The organism is Deinococcus taeanensis, from assembly GCF_020229735.1.
Classification (GTDB): Bacteria; Deinococcota; Deinococci; order Deinococcales; family Deinococcaceae; genus Deinococcus; species Deinococcus taeanensis.
The window spans coordinates 821,279-838,164 of the sequence record NZ_CP083455.1 but is presented as its reverse complement, the minus strand read 5'-3'; the positions used below and the strand labels follow the sequence as shown (position 1 = coordinate 838,164).

Sequence of the window (16,886 nt, the reverse complement as noted above, 5' to 3'; positions counted from 1 at the left end):
ATGACCTCCTCCCTGACCGGTGAGCTGAAGTGGTGGCAGAGCGGCATCATCTACCAGATCTACCCGCGTTCCTTCCAGGACGACAGCGGCGACGGTGTGGGCGACCTGCGCGGCATCACCCGCCGCCTGCCGTACGTGGCGAGCCTGGGCGTGCACGCGGTGTGGCTCTCCCCCATCTTCAGGAGCCCCATGCGGGATTTCGGGTACGACGTGGCCGACTACTGCGACATCGACCCGCTGTTCGGCACGCTGGAGGACTTCGACGCCCTGGTGGCCGAGGCGCACCGTCTGGGCCTGAAGGTCATGCTCGACTACGTGCCCAACCACTCGTCCTCGGACCACGCGTGGTTCCAGGAGGCGCTGCAAGGCAAGGACAACGCGAAACGCGACTGGTACGTGTGGCGTGACCCGGCCCCTGGCGGCGGCGCGCCGAACAACTGGAAGTCCTTCTTCGGCGGCCCCGCGTGGACACTGGACGAGGTCAGCGGCCAGTACTACCTGCACCAGTTCCTGCCCAGCCAGCCGGACCTGAACTGGCGCAACCCCGCCGTGCGCGAAGCGATGTTCGAGGTGCTGCGCTTCTGGATGCGCCGCGGCGTGGACGGTTTCCGCGTGGACGTCATCTGGCTGCTCGCCGAGGACGAACGGTACCTGGACGAACCCGCCAACCCCAACTGGCAGCCCGGCCAGCCGGAGCACTGGAGCCTGCTGCACCCCTACACCCAGGACCAGCCGGAGACGCACGAGTACATCCGTGAGATGCGCGCCGTGCTCGACGAATTCCCCGACCGCATGATGGTGGGAGAGATCTACCTGCCCGTTGAGCAGCTTCTCCCCTACGCCGGCACGGAGGACGCGCAGATGGTGCACCTGCCGTTCAACTTCCACCTGATCCTCATGCCGTGGCAGGCGCCGCAGGTCCGCGCGTTCGCGGACAGTTACGACGCCGCGTGCCTGAGCACCCGGTCCTGGCCGAACTGGGTGCTGGGCAACCACGACCAGCACCGCTTCCGCACCCGCGTGGGTGACGCGCAGTACCGTGTGGCCCAGACCCTGCTGCTGACGCTGCGCGGCACGCCCACCGTGTACTACGGCGACGAGATCGGCATGCGGGATGTTCCTATTCCTCCCGAACGGATCATGGATCCGGCGGCCCTGCAACAGCCCGACAGCCCGGAGGCCGGCCGCGACCCGGAGCGCACGCCCATGCAGTGGGACGCCGGCGCGAACGCCGGGTTCAGTGTGCCCGGCACCACGCCCTGGCTGCCCCTGGCCGACGACGCCGCGCAGGTGAACGTGCAGGCCCAGGAGGCCGACTCCCAGAGCGACCTGAACTACTTCCGCAGCCTGACCCGCCTGCGCGCGGCGCACCCGGCGCTTGTGGACGGGACCTACCGCAGCGTGGACAGCTCGGACACCGTCTTCGCCTTCCACCGTGAAGGCCACGGTGAGCGCCTGACGGTCCTGCTGAACTTCAGCGGCGAAAGCCACGACCTGCCTGACCTGACCCGCGGGGAAACCCTGCTCAGCAGCCTGGGAGACCAGCCGCTCAGCGGCGCGCCGCTGCGGCCCAACGAGGCCCGACTCCTGCGAGCCTGATCGTCCGCGCACACGTGAAGGGCGGCCCCCGGTGAATTCGGGGGCCGCCCTGCGCTGCGGTTCAGGCTGCCCGGCGGCTGCGCCACACCTTCACGGCCACCGGCACCACGCTCAGGACCACCATGGCGCCCACCACGGCCAGGATGTAGCGGTCCAGGTCCGGAATCAGGCCGCCCAGGTAGTACCCCAGGGCCGGCACACTCACGCCCCACAGAAGCGCGCCGGCCACGTTGTACAGCGTGAACGGCGCGAGCGGCATGCGGCTCACGCCGGCCATGGTGGGCACGAGGGTGCGCACGACCGGCACGAACCGCGCCAGGATCACGGCCAGCCACCCGTAGCGCGCGAAGAAGAGTTCGGCGCGGGTGATGTACTCCGGCTTGAAGTACCGCGCGTTCTGGTTGCTGAACACGCGTGGGCCGAACCGCTGCCCGATCAGGTAGCCCGCCACACACCCCAGGACGCCGCCGACCACCACGGCGGCCATCACGCCGCCCAGACTGATCGCCCCGCCTGCCGCGAGCACCCCGGCCGCCAGCAGCAGACTGTCGCCGGGCAGAAAGAAGCCCAGCAGCAGGCCAGTCTCCGCGAACACAATGGCAAACAGGCCCACGTAGGAGGCCGAGAGGATCAGGCTGGTCAGGTCGTGCATACCTGCGCAGGCTAGCGCGCCGGCCCCCCCGCCCGCGTCCGCCGCAAGGTGCAGAGGCCGCAGGCGGACTCAGCGTGCGCGCGTGTTCGTGGTGTTCCCGGCCGTGTCGGTCACCACGATATCTGCCCAGATGCCGGTCGTCTCGGCGTAGAACTCCACCTTCTGTCCAGGCGTGATGTTCAGGCGGTTGCCGTCCACGCTGACCTGCGCCACGCGCACGTTGTCCGTGGCGACGCCCGCCACGCGGATCACGCTGCCGCTGCGTTCAAAGCGCGTGACCTTCACCGTGGGCCGCAGGGGATCCACCGTGACCGGCAACACCAGTTTCGCCTCGTTCCCGGCGGCGTCACGCGCGGCAATGGTGTACCGCCCGGTGGGCGTGGACAGCAGCGCCTGAAACTGGAACCTGGCGATCTTGCGGCTGCCGGCCTGAACGGGAACGGCCTTGCCGTCCACGGTGACGCTGGTCACGCCGGTGTCGTCCAGCACGTAGCCCTGCACCAGGAAGCTTTTCTCGCGGCTGACATTCTGGGCGCTGGTCACGCTGATCCGCGGGGTGAAGGTGTCGGTGGTGCGGGCGCAGCTGCCCAGTCCGAGGGTCAGGGCGGCCCCCAGCAGGGCGAGGTGAACAGGGCGCATACGGGCGCAGTATACGCAGCGTGGCCTCCGGCGCGCCCGGGCACGCTGTGCAGCCGGGCGTGACCCGGGGCGCCTGCGCGGCGCTTAGAATGCCCGGCGTGAGTTCGTCCGTCCGTTCCCCGAGTTCCCCTGACCTGCCGGGCCTGCCCCGGTTCACGGCGTCCATTCCGGAAGGCACCCGGGACGTGCTGCCGCCCGAGTGGGCGCAGCGCGAAGCGATCCGCGCGCACCTCTCGGCCCTGTTCGGCCGCTGGGGGTACCGGGGCGTGGAGGTCCCCGCGCTGGAGTACGCCAGCGCCAGCCACCCGCAGGACGCCGTGGCGTTCAAACTGATTGATTCGGGCGGGCAGGTGCTGGCGCTGCGCAGCGAGTTCACCACCGCCGTGGGCCGGCTGGTCCGCACGCGCTTCCCGCACGGGCCGTTCCCGCTGCGCCTTCAGTATGCCGGGCGGCTGTGGCTGCGCGCCCTGAACAGCGAACTGGGCCGCCTGCGGGAATTCAACCAGCTGGGCGTGGAACTGATCGGCGTGGCGACCCCCGCCTCGGACGCGGAACTGCTGCACCTCGCGGCAGCTGCGCTGCGGGAGGTCGGTGTGCACGCGGCACTGGAGGTCGGCTACCCCGGGTACGTAGACGCGGTGCTGGAAGACGCCGGGCTGCATGGCGCGGCGCGCGCGGCGCTGCACGACGCCATTGACCGCAAGAGCGGCGCGGACGTGGACCTGCTCAGCGAGCAGTTCGGTCTGGGCGGCGAGACGCGCCGGACCCTGCACGCCTTGACGGACCTGTACGGCGGGCCTGAGGTGCTGGACGCCGCGCAGGCCCTCGCGCAGGGTGAGCGGGCGCAGGAAGCCGTGGGGCACCTGCGCCGCGTGGCCGCCCTGTACGGCGGGCCGCTGCTGTTCGACCTGGGGGTCAGCCGCCGCTATGACTACTACACCGGCGTGACCTTCCGGGCGTACGCGCCCGGCCTGAACCAGCCGGTGCTGGGCGGCGGCCGCTACGCGCTGGAGGGCGGGCTGCCCGGCGCGGGCTTCGCGCTGGGCCTGGAGCGGCTGATGCGCGCCCTGGCGGGTGACCTGCCGCCTGAACCCGAGGTGGTGCTGGCCCTGGACCTTCCGGCGGCCGAAGCGGCGCGCGCGCAGGGTCTGCACGCCGAACTTGCCTGGACCGATAACCGCGATGAACTGCGGGCCTTCAGTGCGGCGCGCGGCATTCGCCGCTGGGCCCGCACGGCAGAGGGTGCTGTCACGCTTCAGGCGCCTGACGAGGTGACGCCGTGACCCCCGCCCCGGCACGCGGCGCAGATCACCTGACGCTGGCCCTTCCGAAAGGCCGGATCCTGGAAGACGCCATTGCGCTGCTTTCACAGGCGGGCCTGCCCCTGACCCTCCCCGAGAAGTCGCGGGCGCTGCGGCACGAGTTCCCGGGCGTGACCGTGCTGGAACTGCGCAACCAGGACGTGCCGGTGTACGTGGATCTGGGCGTCGCAGACGCCGGCATCGTCGGGAAGGACGTGCTGATCGAATCGGGCCGCACGGTGTACGAACCGGTGGATCTGCGGTTCGCGGGGTGCCGCCTGTCCCTGATCCGGGAAGTCGGTGCGGGCGGCGACATCGCGCGGGTGGGCACCAAGTACCCGCGCGCGGCGCGGGCGTACCTGAACGCGCGCGGGATTCCGGCCGAGATCGTGAAACTCAGCGGGAACATCGAGCTGGCGTGCCTTACGGGCCTCGCCGACGCCGTGGTGGACCTCGTGCAGACGGGCAGCACCCTGCGGGCGAACAACCTGGAGGAGGTCGATGTGCTGTTTCACTCCACCGCGCGCCTGATCGTGAACCGCGCCGCGCTGAAAATCCGCCGGGCCCGCCTGCGGCCCCTGATTGAGCAGCTGCGGACCCTCACCGGCCAGGGCTGAGCGCGTTCCATCCGGCGGGCCGGGCGGTCATCAGCTTCCCGGCCCGCCGCGGGGCCTGACTCAGGCGGGCTGATCGCGGCGCAGCGCGGCGGCCATCCGGTCAAGGGCCTCGCGCAGCAGTTCGCGGCTGGTCGCGAAGTTCAGGCGGATGAACCCCTGGTACTGCGCGCCGAACCCTTCCGGGGCGAACAGCGGGCCGTCATGAATCGCCACCCGGGCTTCTTCCAGCAGGAACGCCTGGATGTCCCCGGCGCGCGGGTGGGCGCGCAGGTCCAGCCACGCGAGGTAGGTGGCTTCCGGCACGTGAAAACGCACCCAGGGCAGGTGCTCACGCAGGTACGCACTCAGGAAGTCGCGGTTGTCCTGCAGGTAAGCCAGGGTTTCTTCCAGCCACGGGCCGCCCTCTGCCAGGGCGGCGCGCCACATGGTGATGCTCAGGGCGCTCTCGTGGCCCATCAGGCCGCCGGCCGCGCCGCGCACGCGCCCGAGCAGGGCCGCGTTGTGACTGATCATCGCGCCGATTCCCAGGCCGGCCGTGTTGAACGCCTTGCACGGCCCGGTCAGGGTAATGGTGCGGCTCTGCACGCGCGGGTCGGCGGCGAACGCCTCGAACGGTTCGCCGGTAAAACGCAGGTCGGCGTGCAGTTCGTCGCTCATCACGAACAGGTCGCGGGCGAGCACCAGGTCCCGCAGGCGCCGGAGTTCCTCGGCGGTCCACACCCGCCCGGTGGGGTTGTGCGGGTGGCACAGCAGCAGCAGCCGCGAACCGCGCGAAGCGGCGTCCATGGCGGCCCAGTTGATCTCGTACCCCTGCTCCGCGTCGCGCAGGGGCACGCCGGCCACGCGGCGGCCCAGCTGCGTGATCGCGAGGTGGAACGGGTGGTAGACCGGGGTCATGGTGACCACCGGTTCGCCGGGGCTGGTCAGGGCGTGTACGGCGGCGTAGATGCCCGGCACGACGCCCGGCAGGAACGTCACGCCATCGTCCGGCAGGTCCGTGAGGCCCTGCGCGGCCAGCTTCGCACTCAGGGCGCTGGTCAGGCGGCGGTCGCCGCGCAGCTGTGCGTACCCGAGGCCCTGCTCAAGGCGCTCGCGCAGGGCCGCCATGATGGGCGGCGCAACCGGGTAGTCCATGTCCGCCACCCACATGGGAATCACGTCCTCGGCGTACAGGGTCCACTTCAGGGAGTCAGGGTGACGCAGGGCGCTCACGTCCAGGGTGTCCCGCGGGTTGCGGCTGGTGGTGTCCGTCATGCCGCCGAGCATACGCCGCGCCCATGAGGTGAGCCACCACCCGCGCCGGGCGGCGCGGACCGCTGGGCTACACTGGCAGGAATGCTGGCGATCATTGGCGCGATGGACGAAGAAATCGAGTTGCTTCTCGCGGACCTGCACTCCCGTGAGGACCTGGCCTTTCCGGGGGTGACCCTGCACCGCGGCACGCTGGGCGGCGTGCCGGTGCTCCTCACGAAAGGCGGCATCGGGAAGGTGAATGCCGCCATGACCACCACGTACCTGCTGATGCAGGGCGCCACCCGCGTCATCTTCACGGGTGTGGCCGGGGGCGTGCACCCGGAACTGCAGGTGGGGGACATCGTGGTCAGCACGGACTGCGTGCAGCACGACGTGGACGTGACGGCCCTGGGGTATGCGGCCGGCACGGTGCCCGGCGAGACGCCCACGTGGCCGGCGGACCCCACGCTGCGCGAGGCGGCCCTGACGGCCGCGCGCGAGGTGCCCGGCGTGCGCGTGCTCGACGGCCGGGTGGCGAGCGGGGATCAGTTCATCGCGTCCAGCGAGGGCGTGCAGCGCCTGTGGACCACCTTCGGCGCGGCCTGCGCGGAGATGGAGGGCGCGGCGGTCGCGCAGGTGTGCGCCAAGGCAGGCGTGCCGTTCGTGGTGATCCGCTCGGTCAGCGACACTGCTGACCACGACGCCCAGGTGGACTACCGGGAGTTCATGCCGCGGGTGGCGCGGCACGCCAAACAGGTGGTGCGCGGCATGCTGGCCCAGCTGCACGCCCAGGCGGGCGGCCAGCCGGGCGCCTGAGCCCGCGTCCGGTGTCTGCTTCCCACGGGGAATTCACGGCCCGGCTGGCCGCGCCCGCGCGCTTTGTGCTGGGCCTGGGCGTGCTCCTGGCCTTCGCCGCGGCCGGACAGGCGCTGACCGGCGCGCTGCACCTGCCGCTGCCCGGGTCGGTGGTGGGGCTGGTGCTGCTGTGGGCGGCGCTGGGCACCGGCGCGGTGCGGCTGCACTGGATCGCCGACGCCGCCGATGGCCTGCTGGGCATCCTGGGGCTGCTGTTCATTCCGGCCACCGTAGGCTTCCTGCAGTTCCTGGGCGCGGGGGCGCAGTGGGCACTGTGGCTGCTGGTCATGACGGCGGGCCTGCTCATTGGTGCGGGCGCGGCCGGCCTGCTGGCCTCCCGCCTGCTCCGCACGGACGACGGCGCGCCGTGACTGGCCCAGGTGCGGGCCGGGGCGCTCCATGATCTGGGTGGCGGTGACGCTGCTGGCCTTCACCGCGGGGGTCCTGGCCCAGGCGCGCGCGCATTCCCCGCTTGCCAACCCCACCCTGATCGGCACGCTGCTGGTGGCCCTGGCCCTGCTGGTGTCCGGGGTGCCCTACCCCGCGTACCTGCGCGAGGTGGACGCCCTGACGGCCCTGCTCGCGCCGGCAGTGGTGGCGCTGGCCGTGCCGCTGTACCGCCAGCGGGCGCTGCTGGCGCGGCAGTGGCGGGCCCTGCTGCTGGGTGGCCTGAGCGGCACGCTGCTGGGCGTTCTCACCGACACCATTCTGGCCCGCGCCCTGCACCTGAGCATGGACGCGCAGCGCGCCCTGAGCACCGCGCCGGCCACCAGCCCGGTCGCGCTGCAACTGGCGCCGTTCACGCACGCTCCGCCCGCCCTGGCGGCCACGCTCGCGGTCCTGTCCGGTCTGGTGGGGGCGCTGCTGCTGCCTGCGGCGCTGAGTGTGCTGGGCGTGCGGCACCCGCTGGCGCGGGGCGTGGCGATGGGGGCCGTGGCGCACGGCATCGGCACGGCGCGCGCGCGCGAGGAGGGAGCCCTGACCGGCGCGGCCTCCTCGATCGGCATGGGTCTCGCTGCCCTCACCGTGACGCTGGTGGTGGCCCTGCTCGCACAGGTGCCTTGACGCGCGGGGCGCGCAGCCGGGATGCTGAGCGGCAATGGCGCGAAAGGTCAACCCCATTCAGGACCGGCAGCGCCGCGCCGCTCTTGAGAAAGCCGCGTACCTCGCTCTGTACGAGCGTGGCTACGCGGGCGTGACCCTGGCCGACATCGCCGCGCACGCCGGCGTGAGCCGCGGCACGCTGGTGTACCACTTCGGCAGTCGCGCCGGGCTGCTCAGCGCCGTGATGCGCCGCTTCTCGCGGACCATTGCGGTGGCCACGCGCCGGGCCGTGCGGCAGGCGACCACGCCGGAGGCAAAGCTGCGCGCGTACGTGGACAACCAGTTCTACGGTCTGGTGAACACCCGGCGCTTCTACACCGTGTCCCTGGATTTTCTGGCCGCCGCCACCCGCGACCCGGACCTGATGACCATGCAGCGCGCCTTTCTGGCTGACTCTCTGGCCGTGGATCTCGAACTGGCGCGCCTGGCCGGGGCCGAGGGCGCGCCGGGCCGGGCGCGCCTGTTGCGGGCGCTGGTCGAGGGCCTCAGCGTGCGCTTCCTGGCCGACCCGGACCCGGACCTCGGTCAGTACCGGGCGGACTGCGTCACCGGCCTGCGGGCCCTGCTGGGCTGGTCACCCCAGGTCACCTGACCCGCAGGCCGGACCTCAGGGCAGGCGGTCCAGGGCCGCGCGGATCTGCCGGGCGCCCTCGATCAGGCGGGGCCCCGGGCGGCCCAGGCCGCTTTCTGGCACGGCCACGACCGGAACGCCCAGCCCGCGCGCCTCAATCACCTCGGGGCGGAGTTTCTTCGCGCCGCACCATGAGCACACGATCAGGTCAGGCCGGGCGGCACGCACCTCCTCCAGCGTGAGGGGACTGCTGCGCCCGGCCCGCTCTGCCAGGGCGTTCACGGCGCCCAGGCTGGCGAGCAGGTCGGTAACCCAGGAGTCGCGGGTGGCCGCAATGATCGGTTTCGGCCACCATTCCACCAGGACGCGCGGCGTGACCGGCCACGCGCGGTGCAGCGCGGCCAGTTCAGCTTCCAGCGCGGCCGCCACCTCCTCGGCGCGCGCGGTGAGGTTCAGCAGCTTTCCCACCTGCCGGATTGTGGCGGCCGTCTCCGGGACGCTCGTGGGATCCAGAATCACGGTGGTGAGGCCCGCGGCCTGCACCTCCTGCACCACGCGTTCCATGCCGGGCACGCTGAGGCTGGCCAGCACCAGGTCCGGCCGGGCGGCGCTCAGGGCGGCCACGTCAATGTTCAGATCTGGTCCCAGGCGGGTGGCGTGTCCCAGGCCGGGTGCGTCGCTGTGGCTGTCTACGGCAACCAGACGGTCGGTGGCACCCAGGGCGTGCAGGATGTCGGTATTGCTGCACGTCAGGCTGGCGAGGCGCGGCTCTGGCATGTGCGCAGTGTAGGGCACATGAGCGGGGAAGTGCGCTCTGGCGCGGGCAAACGACCCCTGACCGTATGGTAGGCTCGGGGTATGAAGAACACGTTCGTCGTGACCATCACGCTGCTGCTGGCGCTGACCATCGGCGGTTCCATCGCCGGGTACAACACCGCCGTGCACCACGAGGAGGCCGGCCATGAGAAACCGCGGGGGGACGGCACCACCGAAGGGAACGCCGCGCGCAACAGCGACGAGCCGCCCAGCCCGGAAAGCTCCACGACCACCGCGGTGGGCGCAGAGAACCCCACCCAACCCCAGGGCAACGTGATGGCCGACACGACCGGCGGCACGCAGAGCGGTGAGGAAGGCGCCGTGGCCGCCAGCGGCCGCACCGCCACGGGCAGTCAGCCGTCCGGCGCCACCACCGAAGGCAGCGACCTGGACCAGGATGATTCGGGGCAGACCGGCCAGCAGCCCGCCGAAATGGCCGAAGGCGCCGAAACCCAGGGCGACGGCCAGGCCGGCGCGAAGACGTTCGCGAGCAACTGCGCCGGCTGCCACGGCGCAGAAGCCAAGGGCGGCGTGGGCCCCAGCCTCGTGAACGCGGACGGCCCGAAGGCCTGGACGCTGGCGCAGTTCACCACCACCTTGCGCGAGGGCAAGACGCCCGAGCGTGAACTCAGCGCCGTGATGCCCCGGTTCACAGACGCGCAACTTACCGATTCGGATATTGCCAACGTGTACTGGTTCCTGAAAACCCAGAACTGATCCCACGCAAGGCAGGCGCCCCGCACAGGAAAGCGGGGCGCCTGCCTTGCCTCTGTTCAGCGGCCCGGGATGCTGCTGCCCGCATCGAAGGTCGTGCCGGACGCACCGGCGTCCGGCTGGTCCTCCGCCTCGCGCCTTCCGGCCGTGTGGCCGCTCGCCACCGGGGTGTCGGTCTCACCGGTGCCGGACTCGCCCTGCACGCTGCGCTCACTCATGCTGTTGCCGGTGTCCTCCGGCAGCCCGCCCGTGGTTTTCTGATCATCCATGCCCCACTGTGCTCCGCCCCCCGGCCGGTGCGGGTGAGCCGCGCCGAAAGGCGCCCTCAGGCAGAGGCCGGCCCGGCCGGGGGCGCAACGGTGCCCTGATGTCAGGCGATCAGGGGGTGCAGGTCCCCCACACTCACCAGCGCCAGCCAGTGCAGCGCGCGGCTCACGGACACGTACAGCAGCCGCCGCTCGTACTCGGTGCTTTCATCGTAGGTTTCCGCGTTCGCACTTGCCACGATCGCCGCGCTGAACTCCAGCCCCTTGGCGAGGTTCACAGGCAGAATCACCAGCCCCCCCGGAACCGGTGCTCCTGACTCGTGATCGGCTGCGCGTCCGTATCGAACTCCCGCAACGTCTCGGCCAGGCGCTCGGCCTCCACGCCGCGGCGCGTGACAATGGCGATATTCACGTGCCCGGCCGCCTGCGCGTCCTTCACGGCCCGCGCAATCAGGGGCAGTTCCCCGTTCAGGCTGCCGGACGGGGCCGTGTACCGCTGCACCTCCGCCCCGTCCCGGTCCACGCCCTGCACCGCCGCGGCGCGGTTGTACGTCGCTGCGATCCGCGCGCCCAGCTCGGTGATCTGCCGCGTGGACCGGTACGTGCGGCCCAGCGTGAGCACCTGCGCGCCCGGCAGTTGCGCCTGCACCGCCTCCCACGAGCTCGGCCCCTTGTAGCCGTGCATGCCCTGGTTCATGTCGCCCAGCGCCGTGATATGCCCCGGCCGCGTCGCGCGGCCCAGCAGCGCGTACAGCAGCGGCGAGTAGTCCTGGGCCTCGTCCAGCACCACGTGATCGAACGGTTCAAGCGTCCGCCCGTCCAGCCGCCCGATGCCCCCTGTGAACGCCTGCACCGCCAGCATCAGCGGCAGTTCCGTGACGTCCGCGTTGGCCCGCCGGGGGGTGGGAATCCCACTGAGCGGATCGGTGCCGAGCAGCGCAATCTCCCGCTCGGTCAGCAGCCCGCTCGCCGCGAGGTCCGCGGGACTGCCCAGCAGGCGCCGCGCCTCAGTAATGGGCGTCGTCGTGGCGAAAATGCGGCCCAGCAGGCTCGTCAGCGGCGTCGCCAGCTGCCGGCGCACACTGGGTTCCTCATCCTCCGGAACCCGCAGGAACTCCAGGGCCCGGGCTTCAACCGCGCGGCGCATGCCTGCCCGGTAGCCGTCCAGAGGATCGGCCGCGAACACGTCCCGCAGCAGGGCGGCCAGCGCCGCCTCGTCGAGCGTGAACACCTGCGCGTCCCGGCCCCGCACGGCCACCGTCTCGTGCAGCGCCAGCCCCCGCAGCGCCGCGTTAAAGCGGTTCCAGAGATGCGTGCGGACCACGTCCAGCATCCGCGCGTCCCCAGCAGCTTCGCCCGGCGCCACGCCAGCGCCCGCCTGGTGTTGTCCCGGTCGGTCAGCAGCAGGCTCAGCGTCCGGTCCGTGACCTCCAGCTTCTCCAGACCCAGCAGCCCTGTGGCCCAGGCTTCCGGGGTGGTGACCACCACCCGTTCAATGCCCAGTTCCGGCAGGATGCGCGCGGCGTACGTCGCCAGAACCCGGTTCGGCATCAGCACCATGCACGCCTCCGGCCGCGCCCGGTGCGCGCCGCGGTCCGCGTTGATCATCCACGCCAGGCGGTGAAACCCGATGGTCGTCTTGCCGGACCCCGCCGCACCCTGGATGATGACCGGCACGCCTGCCGGGTGCCGCATCGCTTCGTTCTGCTCGGGCTGCAGCGTTTCCACCACGTCCCGCATGCCGGCGGTGCTGCTCTCGTTCAGCCGGCGCAGCAGCACCTCTTCCCGCCCGCCGGTGTCCCCGCCCTGCTCATCGTCGTACAGGTCGGTCACGCGAAGCAGCGTCTTCTGGTGCACGTCCAGCTGACGGCGCCGCCGGATCACGCCGGCACTTCCGCGCCGGGGCGTCCAGCCCAGCGCCTGCGAGTAGAACAGACTGCCCACCTCGCTGTCCCAGCTGACCACCGAGTACGGTCCCTTCACGTCCCGGAAGCCGTGCTTGCCGACGTACAGCGTCTGTTCCCGGCCCGCCACGCGGACCTTGAGGCTTCCGAAGTAGGGTTGGTGCACGTGCGGTGAGAGCAGCGCCGCGAATTCCTCCGCCTGATCACCGAGGATGATGCTGGTTTCCAGGTCCGCGCCCATCTGCCGGTCCCGGTCCTCCCAGAACTCGATCTGCCGTAGCATCGCCGCGACCGTTTCTTTCAGGTGCTCCTTCTCTATTTCAAAATCCGGGTGGATTTCCGGACGTGATTCCGCAACAGGCATAACGCACAGAATACGGGATGAGGGGCCACCCCACCGCGCGGCCAGCAGACCGCGCACGCGGCGTCACAGAGGCAGGCCCCCGTCCACGTGCGGGGGCCTGCCTCTGTCGCCGGGTGGCGGTCAGGTCACTGCGTCACGTTCAGGAACACCATCACGTCCGGCGTGCGCTTCCCGTCGTTGAACGTCACCTTGGCGGTGTCGACGCCGGTCTTGGCATCCGCAGCGGCCGTAATCTTGTACGTCACGCGGAACACCTCGTAGTACTTCACGTTGACGCCACTGTCCGAGTCCGTGGTCTTGGTCACCTCACGCACCACATTGACCTTCTGCACATTGATCGTGACGCCCTTGGGCGCCTCGACGGCCTGCAGCTTCAGCCAGTCTGCCGGTTTGACCGGGCTGGGCACGTTGCCGTTCACGCGCGAAGCCGGGGAGTAATCGAAGGCCAGCGCGTCAAAGTACTGATCGTACTCCTGATCCTCCTCCAGCAGGTTACGCGGATACCGGTACTGGACGTAGAGCGTCTGGCCAGGGGCCAGGCGCGCTACCGAGGCGGCGGACGTCTGCACCAGCGGCACGTAGTCCGCAGTTCCGGGCTGTACGGAAGTGCAGGCGGTCAGGGAGGCAAGCAGAGCGGCAGTCAGGGGAAGCAGGCGCATACAGGTGAACGCTAGCACTGCTTAGCGCTTCCTCATGCCTCACATGATGCAGGCCTGGGGGACCCCCCCATCAGGGTTCACGCGGCGGGGGCCGGCCCCCCGGCCTCCTGCGCAGGACGCGCCCTCCTGCCGGGGGCAGCCGTTGATCCGCTACGCTCGGAGCATGTGGAAACGGTGGTGTCTGGGGGCGCTGATGTGCGCGTCTACCGCAGGAGCGCAGATTCACCTGGGCCTGAGTGGCTCGGCGGGCCCGGTTGGCACTGAGGGGGGCGTGCACGCCTCCGTTCTGTCGGCGTGGCAGGGCGGCGGGCGCTGGCGGGGTACGCTGGGCGTCTCCTTGAACACCCGGCCCTCGCCCTTCAGGCGCCGGCCGTGGCTCCGGGCTGACGTCACCCACCTGCGGTCTCTCGGCGCAGACCGGTACGCCGGGGTGGGCGTGGGAACGGGCCTTCTGCTCAGCCGTGAGTCCACAGCTGGTGGGCTGCCTCTGGCCGTGTACAGTCCGCTGCTGGCGGCGAATCTGCACGGCGTGTACGGCGCTGCGTTCGGCGGGGTTGATCTGGAGGGTGCGCTGCGGCTGGGCGCGCGGTCCAGCGTTGAAGTGCGCATGAATTTCCCGCTGCGCTGACCCTCCTGAGCCCGGCGGTAAAGGCCCGCGGCAAGCGGGGCTTTAAGTGACGCCGCTCCGGACAGTGGTGTCGAGGGCCACGACCACGCGCAGGTCTCACGGCCGGCCTGGGCGCGGATCTCGTTTATGGCTTCCGCCAGGGGCCACGCAGGTCTGGAGGGGCGCTCGCTCGTAAGGGCGTCAGGAACGTCCGCGACGGCCACGAGCCGGCCGGGGGGGCGATGGCCTCGCCTTTCAGGCCGCCGGGGGGAGCCGGTCCCGTCCCCGCGATTATGGTGCGTGAGGGCCGTGGGCGAGGTCCATGAGGGGCGAGGTGCTGCCGTCAGGAACGGCGGCGCCCACCTCGGCGTGGGTCCTGACCACGCCGAACTCGTCCGGTGTGAGGCGAGCGGACTTGAGGAGGGGGCGTCCGCCAGAACGCTGACGGGCCTGAACCTGAAGGTCGGCGCGCGGCGTGGCCCGGACCGGGGGAGGCTTGACCCTCTCCCCTGCCCGGCGGCACACTGAGGGGGCGTTGATCCGCAGGAGTAGCGGCGCACGTACCCAGGAGCGAGCCCGTGACGGTGAGAGTCGGGCGGGTGGCGGGCCGTGAAGGGCGGCGGGGAGCACAACCAACACACAAAAGTGCCCACCTGTGGCCGCGGAGTGCGGTGGTGGGAACTGGGGTGGAACCGCGCGTGACCTCATGCGTCCCCAGACGAGCCCGCGCCGCAGCGGCCCGTCTGGGGACGCCTGCTGCGCGTGGCTTTCAAGGAGACACGTATGCCCGCACAATCGATGGAAGAACTCGTCAGCCTGTGCAAACGCCGCGGCTTCATTTTCCAGGGCAGTGAGATCTACGGGGGCCTGCAGGGCTTCTACGACTACGGTCCGCTGGGCGTGGAACTGAAGAACAACATCAAGGCCGCGTGGTGGCGCAGCAACGTGTACGAGCGCGACGACATGGAGGGCCTGGACGCGAGCATCATCATGCACCGCCAGGTGCTGCGCCACTCGGGCCACGAGGCGACCTTCAGTGACCCGATGGTGGACAACAAGAAGAACAACAAACGTTACCGCCTTGATCACCTCGTCAAGGACCAGAAGGCGGACGTGATCGCCCGGGTGGCCGAAGCGATGGGCGAGAGTGCGGAGAACTTCCCGGCGCTCGTGGCGGCCCTGAACGCCAGCCCCGCGCGGGCCAGCGAGGCGCTGCGCGCCGCAGGTGTGCGTGATCCGTTCAGCGGCGAGGTGGGCGAGTGGACGGACCCCAAGCCGTTCAACATGATGTTCAAGACCACCATCGGTCCGGTCGCGGACGACGAGAGCTACGGGTACCTGCGTCCGGAAACCGCGCAGGGCATCTTCACGAACTTCAAGAACGTCGTGGACTCCACCAGCCGCCGCCTGCCGTTCGGAATTGCGCAGATCGGCAAGGCGTTCCGCAACGAGATCACGCCCCGCAACTTCATCTTCCGGGTGCGTGAACTGGAGCAGATGGAAATCGAGTTCTTCTGCGCCCCTGGTACGGACGAGGAGTGGCACCAGCACTGGCTGGAACGGCGCCTGGCGTGGTGGGAAGCGCAGGGCGTGCCCCGCGGGAAGATCGAGATTCTCGACGTGCCCAAGGAGGACCTCGCGCACTACTCCAAGCGAACGTACGACCTGATGTACGACTACCCCACCCTGGGGCACGAGGAGATCGAGGGGATCGCCAACCGCAGCGACTACGACCTGGGCAGCCACACCAAGGCGCAGGGGGAACTGAACCTTGTGGCGCGGGTGGAGGAGAACCTGGACTCCATTGCGAAACTCACCATTCCGCACCCGGAAACGAACAAGCCGGTGGTGCCGTTCGTGATTGAGCCGTCCGCAGGGGTGGACCGCGCGATGCTGGCCGTGCTGAGCGAGGCCTTCACCAAGGAAACACTGGAGAACGGCAACGAGCGCATCGTGTTGAAGCTGCGCCCGCACCTTGCGCCCATCAAGGTGGCGGTCATTCCGCTGGCGCGCAACAAGCCCGAACTCGTGGACCTGGCGCGCAGCATCAAGAGCGACCTTCAGAAACTCGGCCTGGGCCGCATCCTGCTGGAAGACAGCGGGAACATCGGCAAGGCGTACCGCCGGCACGATGAGGTGGGCACCCCGTACTGCGTGACCGTGGATTTCGACACGGTGGGCAAGGGCGAGGACGCCAGCCTGACCGATACGGTGACCGTGCGGGACCGGGATACGCTTGCGCAGGAACGCGTGAAGATCAGTGACCTGAGCACGTACCTTCAGGCGAAGCTGAAGTAGGTCCCCGGACACAGCGGCCCCCGCACCAGTCGGTGCGGGGGCCGCTGTGTCCGGCGGTCAGTGCTCGTGACCGCCCATGTTCATGCCGGGCATGCCGGCCGGCGATGGCAGAGGCTGCGCCTCCCGGCCGCCGAGCAGGCGCGTCATGAGGGTGATCTCGGCGCTCTGCGCCGCCTGAATCTGCCGGGCCAGCGCCTGAACTTCGGGCCGCACGCCGCTCCTGAGCACGGGGGTCACCATCTGCAGGGCGCCCTGGTGGTGGCGGGTCATGAGTTGCAGGAACGTCACCTCGGCCTGGCCCTCGGGCAGCGCCGTGATGCGGTTCACCTCGGCCGGCGTCGCCATACCCATGGCGCGGGCGTGCCCGGCGCTCATGCCCTCCCCGGCCCAGGGGCGCCCCCAGAGGGTCAGCCAGCCGTGCATCTGCCCGACCTGCTCCTGCTGACTGAGCATGATGTCCAGCGCCAGGGTCCGCAGTTCCGCGTTCCTGGTGCGGTCGCGGATGCGGGTGGCCATGTCGATCGCCTGGGTGTGATGCTGGATCATCTCCCGAACGAACCTCACCTCCCGGCTCGTCTCACCGGGGGGCACGAGGCGCGGGCCGAACAGCAGCGCGGCGAGGATCAGCAGGGCCGACAGGGCGGCGAGGGTCAGCAGGACGGGCGGCGGGCGGCGGGTCATCACTGC

At 70.5% G+C, this 16,886-nt stretch carries 20 protein-coding genes and 1 pseudogene; 10 read left to right on the top strand and 11 right to left on the bottom strand.

Annotation, left to right across the window (positions count from 1 at the left end):
* The gene (locus LAJ19_RS04060) at positions 1–1,599 is read left to right on the top strand and encodes an alpha-amylase family glycosyl hydrolase (protein ID WP_225477027.1); all 1,599 of its coding nucleotides are present in this window, start codon (positions 1–3) and stop codon (positions 1,597–1,599) included.
* Positions 1,600–1,660: 61 nt separating this feature from the next.
* Here LAJ19_RS04060 and LAJ19_RS04055 read toward each other — a convergent pair whose 3' ends face one another.
* Both LAJ19_RS04055 and LAJ19_RS04050 read right to left on the bottom strand, forming a co-directional pair.
* A complete protein-coding gene (locus tag LAJ19_RS04055) occupies positions 1,661–2,251 on the bottom strand; it encodes a DedA family protein (protein WP_225477026.1) in 591 nt (196 codons plus the stop codon).
* A gap of 69 nt (positions 2,252–2,320) precedes the next feature.
* The gene (locus LAJ19_RS04050) at positions 2,321–2,890 is read right to left on the bottom strand and encodes a hypothetical protein (protein WP_225477025.1); all 570 of its coding nucleotides are present in this window, start codon (positions 2,888–2,890) and stop codon (positions 2,321–2,323) included.
* 98 nt (positions 2,891–2,988) lie between these two features.
* On the opposite strand from LAJ19_RS04050, the gene LAJ19_RS04045 reads away from it, so the two are divergent.
* Together LAJ19_RS04045 and hisG are read left to right on the top strand one after the other, a co-directional pair.
* On the top strand, positions 2,989–4,173 hold the full coding sequence (locus LAJ19_RS04045; protein ID WP_225477024.1) for an ATP phosphoribosyltransferase regulatory subunit: 1,185 nt from the start codon (positions 2,989–2,991) through the stop codon (positions 4,171–4,173).
* Positions 4,170–4,808 carry an ATP phosphoribosyltransferase gene (gene hisG, locus LAJ19_RS04040; protein ID WP_225477023.1) on the top strand — a complete coding sequence of 213 codons (639 nt, stop codon included), beginning with the start codon at positions 4,170–4,172 and terminating at the stop codon, positions 4,806–4,808. Before LAJ19_RS04045 ends, hisG begins: the two co-directional genes overlap by 4 nt.
* 60 nt (positions 4,809–4,868) lie before the next feature.
* Here the strand turns inward: hisG and LAJ19_RS04035 are convergent, their stop codons facing one another.
* Positions 4,869–6,062, bottom strand: a complete 1,194-nt coding sequence (locus LAJ19_RS04035; protein WP_225477022.1) for a MalY/PatB family protein — start codon at positions 6,060–6,062, stop codon at positions 4,869–4,871.
* A gap of 81 nt (positions 6,063–6,143) precedes the next feature.
* On the opposite strand from LAJ19_RS04035, the gene LAJ19_RS04030 reads away from it, so the two are divergent.
* Genes LAJ19_RS04030 through LAJ19_RS04015 form a run of 4 tightly spaced genes read left to right on the top strand, consistent with a single transcriptional unit; the run spans position 6,144 to position 8,592 of the window.
* Positions 6,144–6,857 (top strand): 5'-methylthioadenosine/adenosylhomocysteine nucleosidase, encoded by a 714-nt coding sequence (locus LAJ19_RS04030; RefSeq protein WP_225477021.1) that lies wholly within the window; start codon positions 6,144–6,146, stop codon positions 6,855–6,857.
* Between the two features lie 11 nt (positions 6,858–6,868).
* A complete protein-coding gene (locus tag LAJ19_RS04025; protein WP_225477020.1) occupies positions 6,869–7,267 on the top strand; it encodes a CidA/LrgA family protein in 399 nt (132 codons plus the stop codon).
* A gap of 28 nt (positions 7,268–7,295) precedes the next feature.
* Complete coding sequence (locus LAJ19_RS04020) at positions 7,296–7,961, top strand: LrgB family protein (RefSeq protein WP_225477019.1); 666 nt, start codon at positions 7,296–7,298, stop codon at positions 7,959–7,961.
* A 34-nt stretch (positions 7,962–7,995) separates the two neighbouring features.
* Entirely contained in the window at positions 7,996–8,592 is a 597-nt protein-coding gene (locus tag LAJ19_RS04015) for a TetR/AcrR family transcriptional regulator (RefSeq protein ID WP_225477018.1), read from the top strand.
* Positions 8,593–8,607: 15 nt separating this feature from the next.
* Here the strand turns inward: LAJ19_RS04015 and LAJ19_RS04010 are convergent, their stop codons facing one another.
* The gene (locus LAJ19_RS04010; protein ID WP_225477017.1) at positions 8,608–9,348 is read right to left on the bottom strand and encodes a helical backbone metal receptor; all 741 of its coding nucleotides are present in this window, start codon (positions 9,346–9,348) and stop codon (positions 8,608–8,610) included.
* Positions 9,349–9,429: 81 nt separating this feature from the next.
* Between LAJ19_RS04010 and LAJ19_RS04005 the strand changes: the two genes are divergently transcribed.
* Complete coding sequence (locus tag LAJ19_RS04005) at positions 9,430–10,104, top strand: c-type cytochrome (RefSeq protein ID WP_225477016.1); 675 nt, start codon at positions 9,430–9,432, stop codon at positions 10,102–10,104.
* 56 nt (positions 10,105–10,160) lie between these two features.
* Here the strand turns inward: LAJ19_RS04005 and LAJ19_RS04000 are convergent, their stop codons facing one another.
* The 5 genes from LAJ19_RS04000 to LAJ19_RS03980 form a co-directional block, all read right to left on the bottom strand.
* On the bottom strand, positions 10,161–10,370 hold the full coding sequence (locus tag LAJ19_RS04000; RefSeq protein ID WP_225477015.1) for a hypothetical protein: 210 nt from the start codon (positions 10,368–10,370) through the stop codon (positions 10,161–10,163).
* 101 nt (positions 10,371–10,471) lie between these two features.
* Entirely contained in the window at positions 10,472–10,657 is a 186-nt protein-coding gene (locus LAJ19_RS03995; protein WP_225477014.1) for an ATP-binding domain-containing protein, read from the bottom strand.
* Positions 10,654–11,448 (bottom strand): helicase domain-containing protein, encoded by a 795-nt coding sequence (locus LAJ19_RS03990; protein WP_225477013.1) that lies wholly within the window; start codon positions 11,446–11,448, stop codon positions 10,654–10,656. The genes LAJ19_RS03995 and LAJ19_RS03990 overlap by 4 nt, the downstream gene beginning before the upstream one ends.
* Positions 11,421–12,635, bottom strand: a complete 1,215-nt coding sequence (locus LAJ19_RS03985; RefSeq protein ID WP_225477012.1) for a helicase domain-containing protein — start codon at positions 12,633–12,635, stop codon at positions 11,421–11,423. Before LAJ19_RS03985 ends, LAJ19_RS03990 begins: the two co-directional genes overlap by 28 nt.
* A 125-nt stretch (positions 12,636–12,760) precedes the next feature.
* Positions 12,761–13,294, bottom strand: coding sequence for a hypothetical protein (locus tag LAJ19_RS03980; protein ID WP_225477011.1), 534 nt, complete (start codon positions 13,292–13,294; stop codon positions 12,761–12,763).
* A 163-nt stretch (positions 13,295–13,457) separates the two neighbouring features.
* Here LAJ19_RS03980 and LAJ19_RS03975 point away from each other — a divergent pair, with 163 nt between their 5' ends.
* A complete protein-coding gene (locus tag LAJ19_RS03975) occupies positions 13,458–13,922 on the top strand; it encodes a hypothetical protein (protein ID WP_225477010.1) in 465 nt (154 codons plus the stop codon).
* Between the two features lie 110 nt (positions 13,923–14,032).
* On the opposite strand, the pseudogene LAJ19_RS21895 reads toward LAJ19_RS03975, so the two are convergent.
* Positions 14,033–14,461 (bottom strand): annotated as a pseudogene (locus LAJ19_RS21895) (HD-GYP domain-containing protein); the annotation flags it as partial.
* Between the two features lie 223 nt (positions 14,462–14,684).
* Here LAJ19_RS21895 and LAJ19_RS03970 point away from each other — a divergent pair.
* Entirely contained in the window at positions 14,685–16,199 is a 1,515-nt protein-coding gene (locus LAJ19_RS03970; RefSeq protein ID WP_225477009.1) for a glycine--tRNA ligase, read from the top strand.
* A gap of 57 nt (positions 16,200–16,256) precedes the next feature.
* On the opposite strand, the gene LAJ19_RS03965 is transcribed toward LAJ19_RS03970, so the two are convergent.
* On the bottom strand, positions 16,257–16,880 hold the full coding sequence (locus LAJ19_RS03965; RefSeq protein WP_225477008.1) for a DUF305 domain-containing protein: 624 nt from the start codon (positions 16,878–16,880) through the stop codon (positions 16,257–16,259).
* Between the last annotated feature and the right edge of the window lie 6 nt (positions 16,881–16,886).

Excerpts from the sequence above, each read along its gene's own strand:
- LAJ19_RS04060 (WP_225477027.1), top strand. The coding sequence starts at position 1 with ATGACCTCCTCCCTGACCGGTGAGCTGAAGTGGTGGCAGAGCGGCATC.
- LAJ19_RS04055 (WP_225477026.1), bottom strand. The coding sequence starts at position 2,251 with ATGCACGACCTGACCAGCCTGATCCTCTCGGCCTCCTACGTGGGCCTG.
- LAJ19_RS04050 (WP_225477025.1), bottom strand. The coding sequence starts at position 2,890 with ATGCGCCCTGTTCACCTCGCCCTGCTGGGGGCCGCCCTGACCCTCGGA.
- LAJ19_RS04035 (WP_225477022.1), bottom strand. The coding sequence starts at position 6,062 with ATGACGGACACCACCAGCCGCAACCCGCGGGACACCCTGGACGTGAGC.
- LAJ19_RS04030 (WP_225477021.1), top strand. The coding sequence starts at position 6,144 with ATGCTGGCGATCATTGGCGCGATGGACGAAGAAATCGAGTTGCTTCTC.
- LAJ19_RS04020 (WP_225477019.1), top strand. The coding sequence starts at position 7,296 with ATGATCTGGGTGGCGGTGACGCTGCTGGCCTTCACCGCGGGGGTCCTG.
- LAJ19_RS04015 (WP_225477018.1), top strand. The coding sequence starts at position 7,996 with ATGGCGCGAAAGGTCAACCCCATTCAGGACCGGCAGCGCCGCGCCGCT.
- LAJ19_RS04010 (WP_225477017.1), bottom strand. The coding sequence starts at position 9,348 with ATGCCAGAGCCGCGCCTCGCCAGCCTGACGTGCAGCAATACCGACATC.
- LAJ19_RS04005 (WP_225477016.1), top strand. The coding sequence starts at position 9,430 with ATGAAGAACACGTTCGTCGTGACCATCACGCTGCTGCTGGCGCTGACC.
- LAJ19_RS04000 (WP_225477015.1), bottom strand. The coding sequence starts at position 10,370 with ATGGATGATCAGAAAACCACGGGCGGGCTGCCGGAGGACACCGGCAAC.
- LAJ19_RS03985 (WP_225477012.1), bottom strand. The coding sequence starts at position 12,635 with ATGCCTGTTGCGGAATCACGTCCGGAAATCCACCCGGATTTTGAAATA.
- LAJ19_RS03980 (WP_225477011.1), bottom strand. The coding sequence starts at position 13,294 with ATGCGCCTGCTTCCCCTGACTGCCGCTCTGCTTGCCTCCCTGACCGCC.
- LAJ19_RS03975 (WP_225477010.1), top strand. The coding sequence starts at position 13,458 with ATGTGGAAACGGTGGTGTCTGGGGGCGCTGATGTGCGCGTCTACCGCA.
- LAJ19_RS03970 (WP_225477009.1), top strand. The coding sequence starts at position 14,685 with ATGCCCGCACAATCGATGGAAGAACTCGTCAGCCTGTGCAAACGCCGC.
- LAJ19_RS03965 (WP_225477008.1), bottom strand. The coding sequence starts at position 16,880 with ATGACCCGCCGCCCGCCGCCCGTCCTGCTGACCCTCGCCGCCCTGTCG.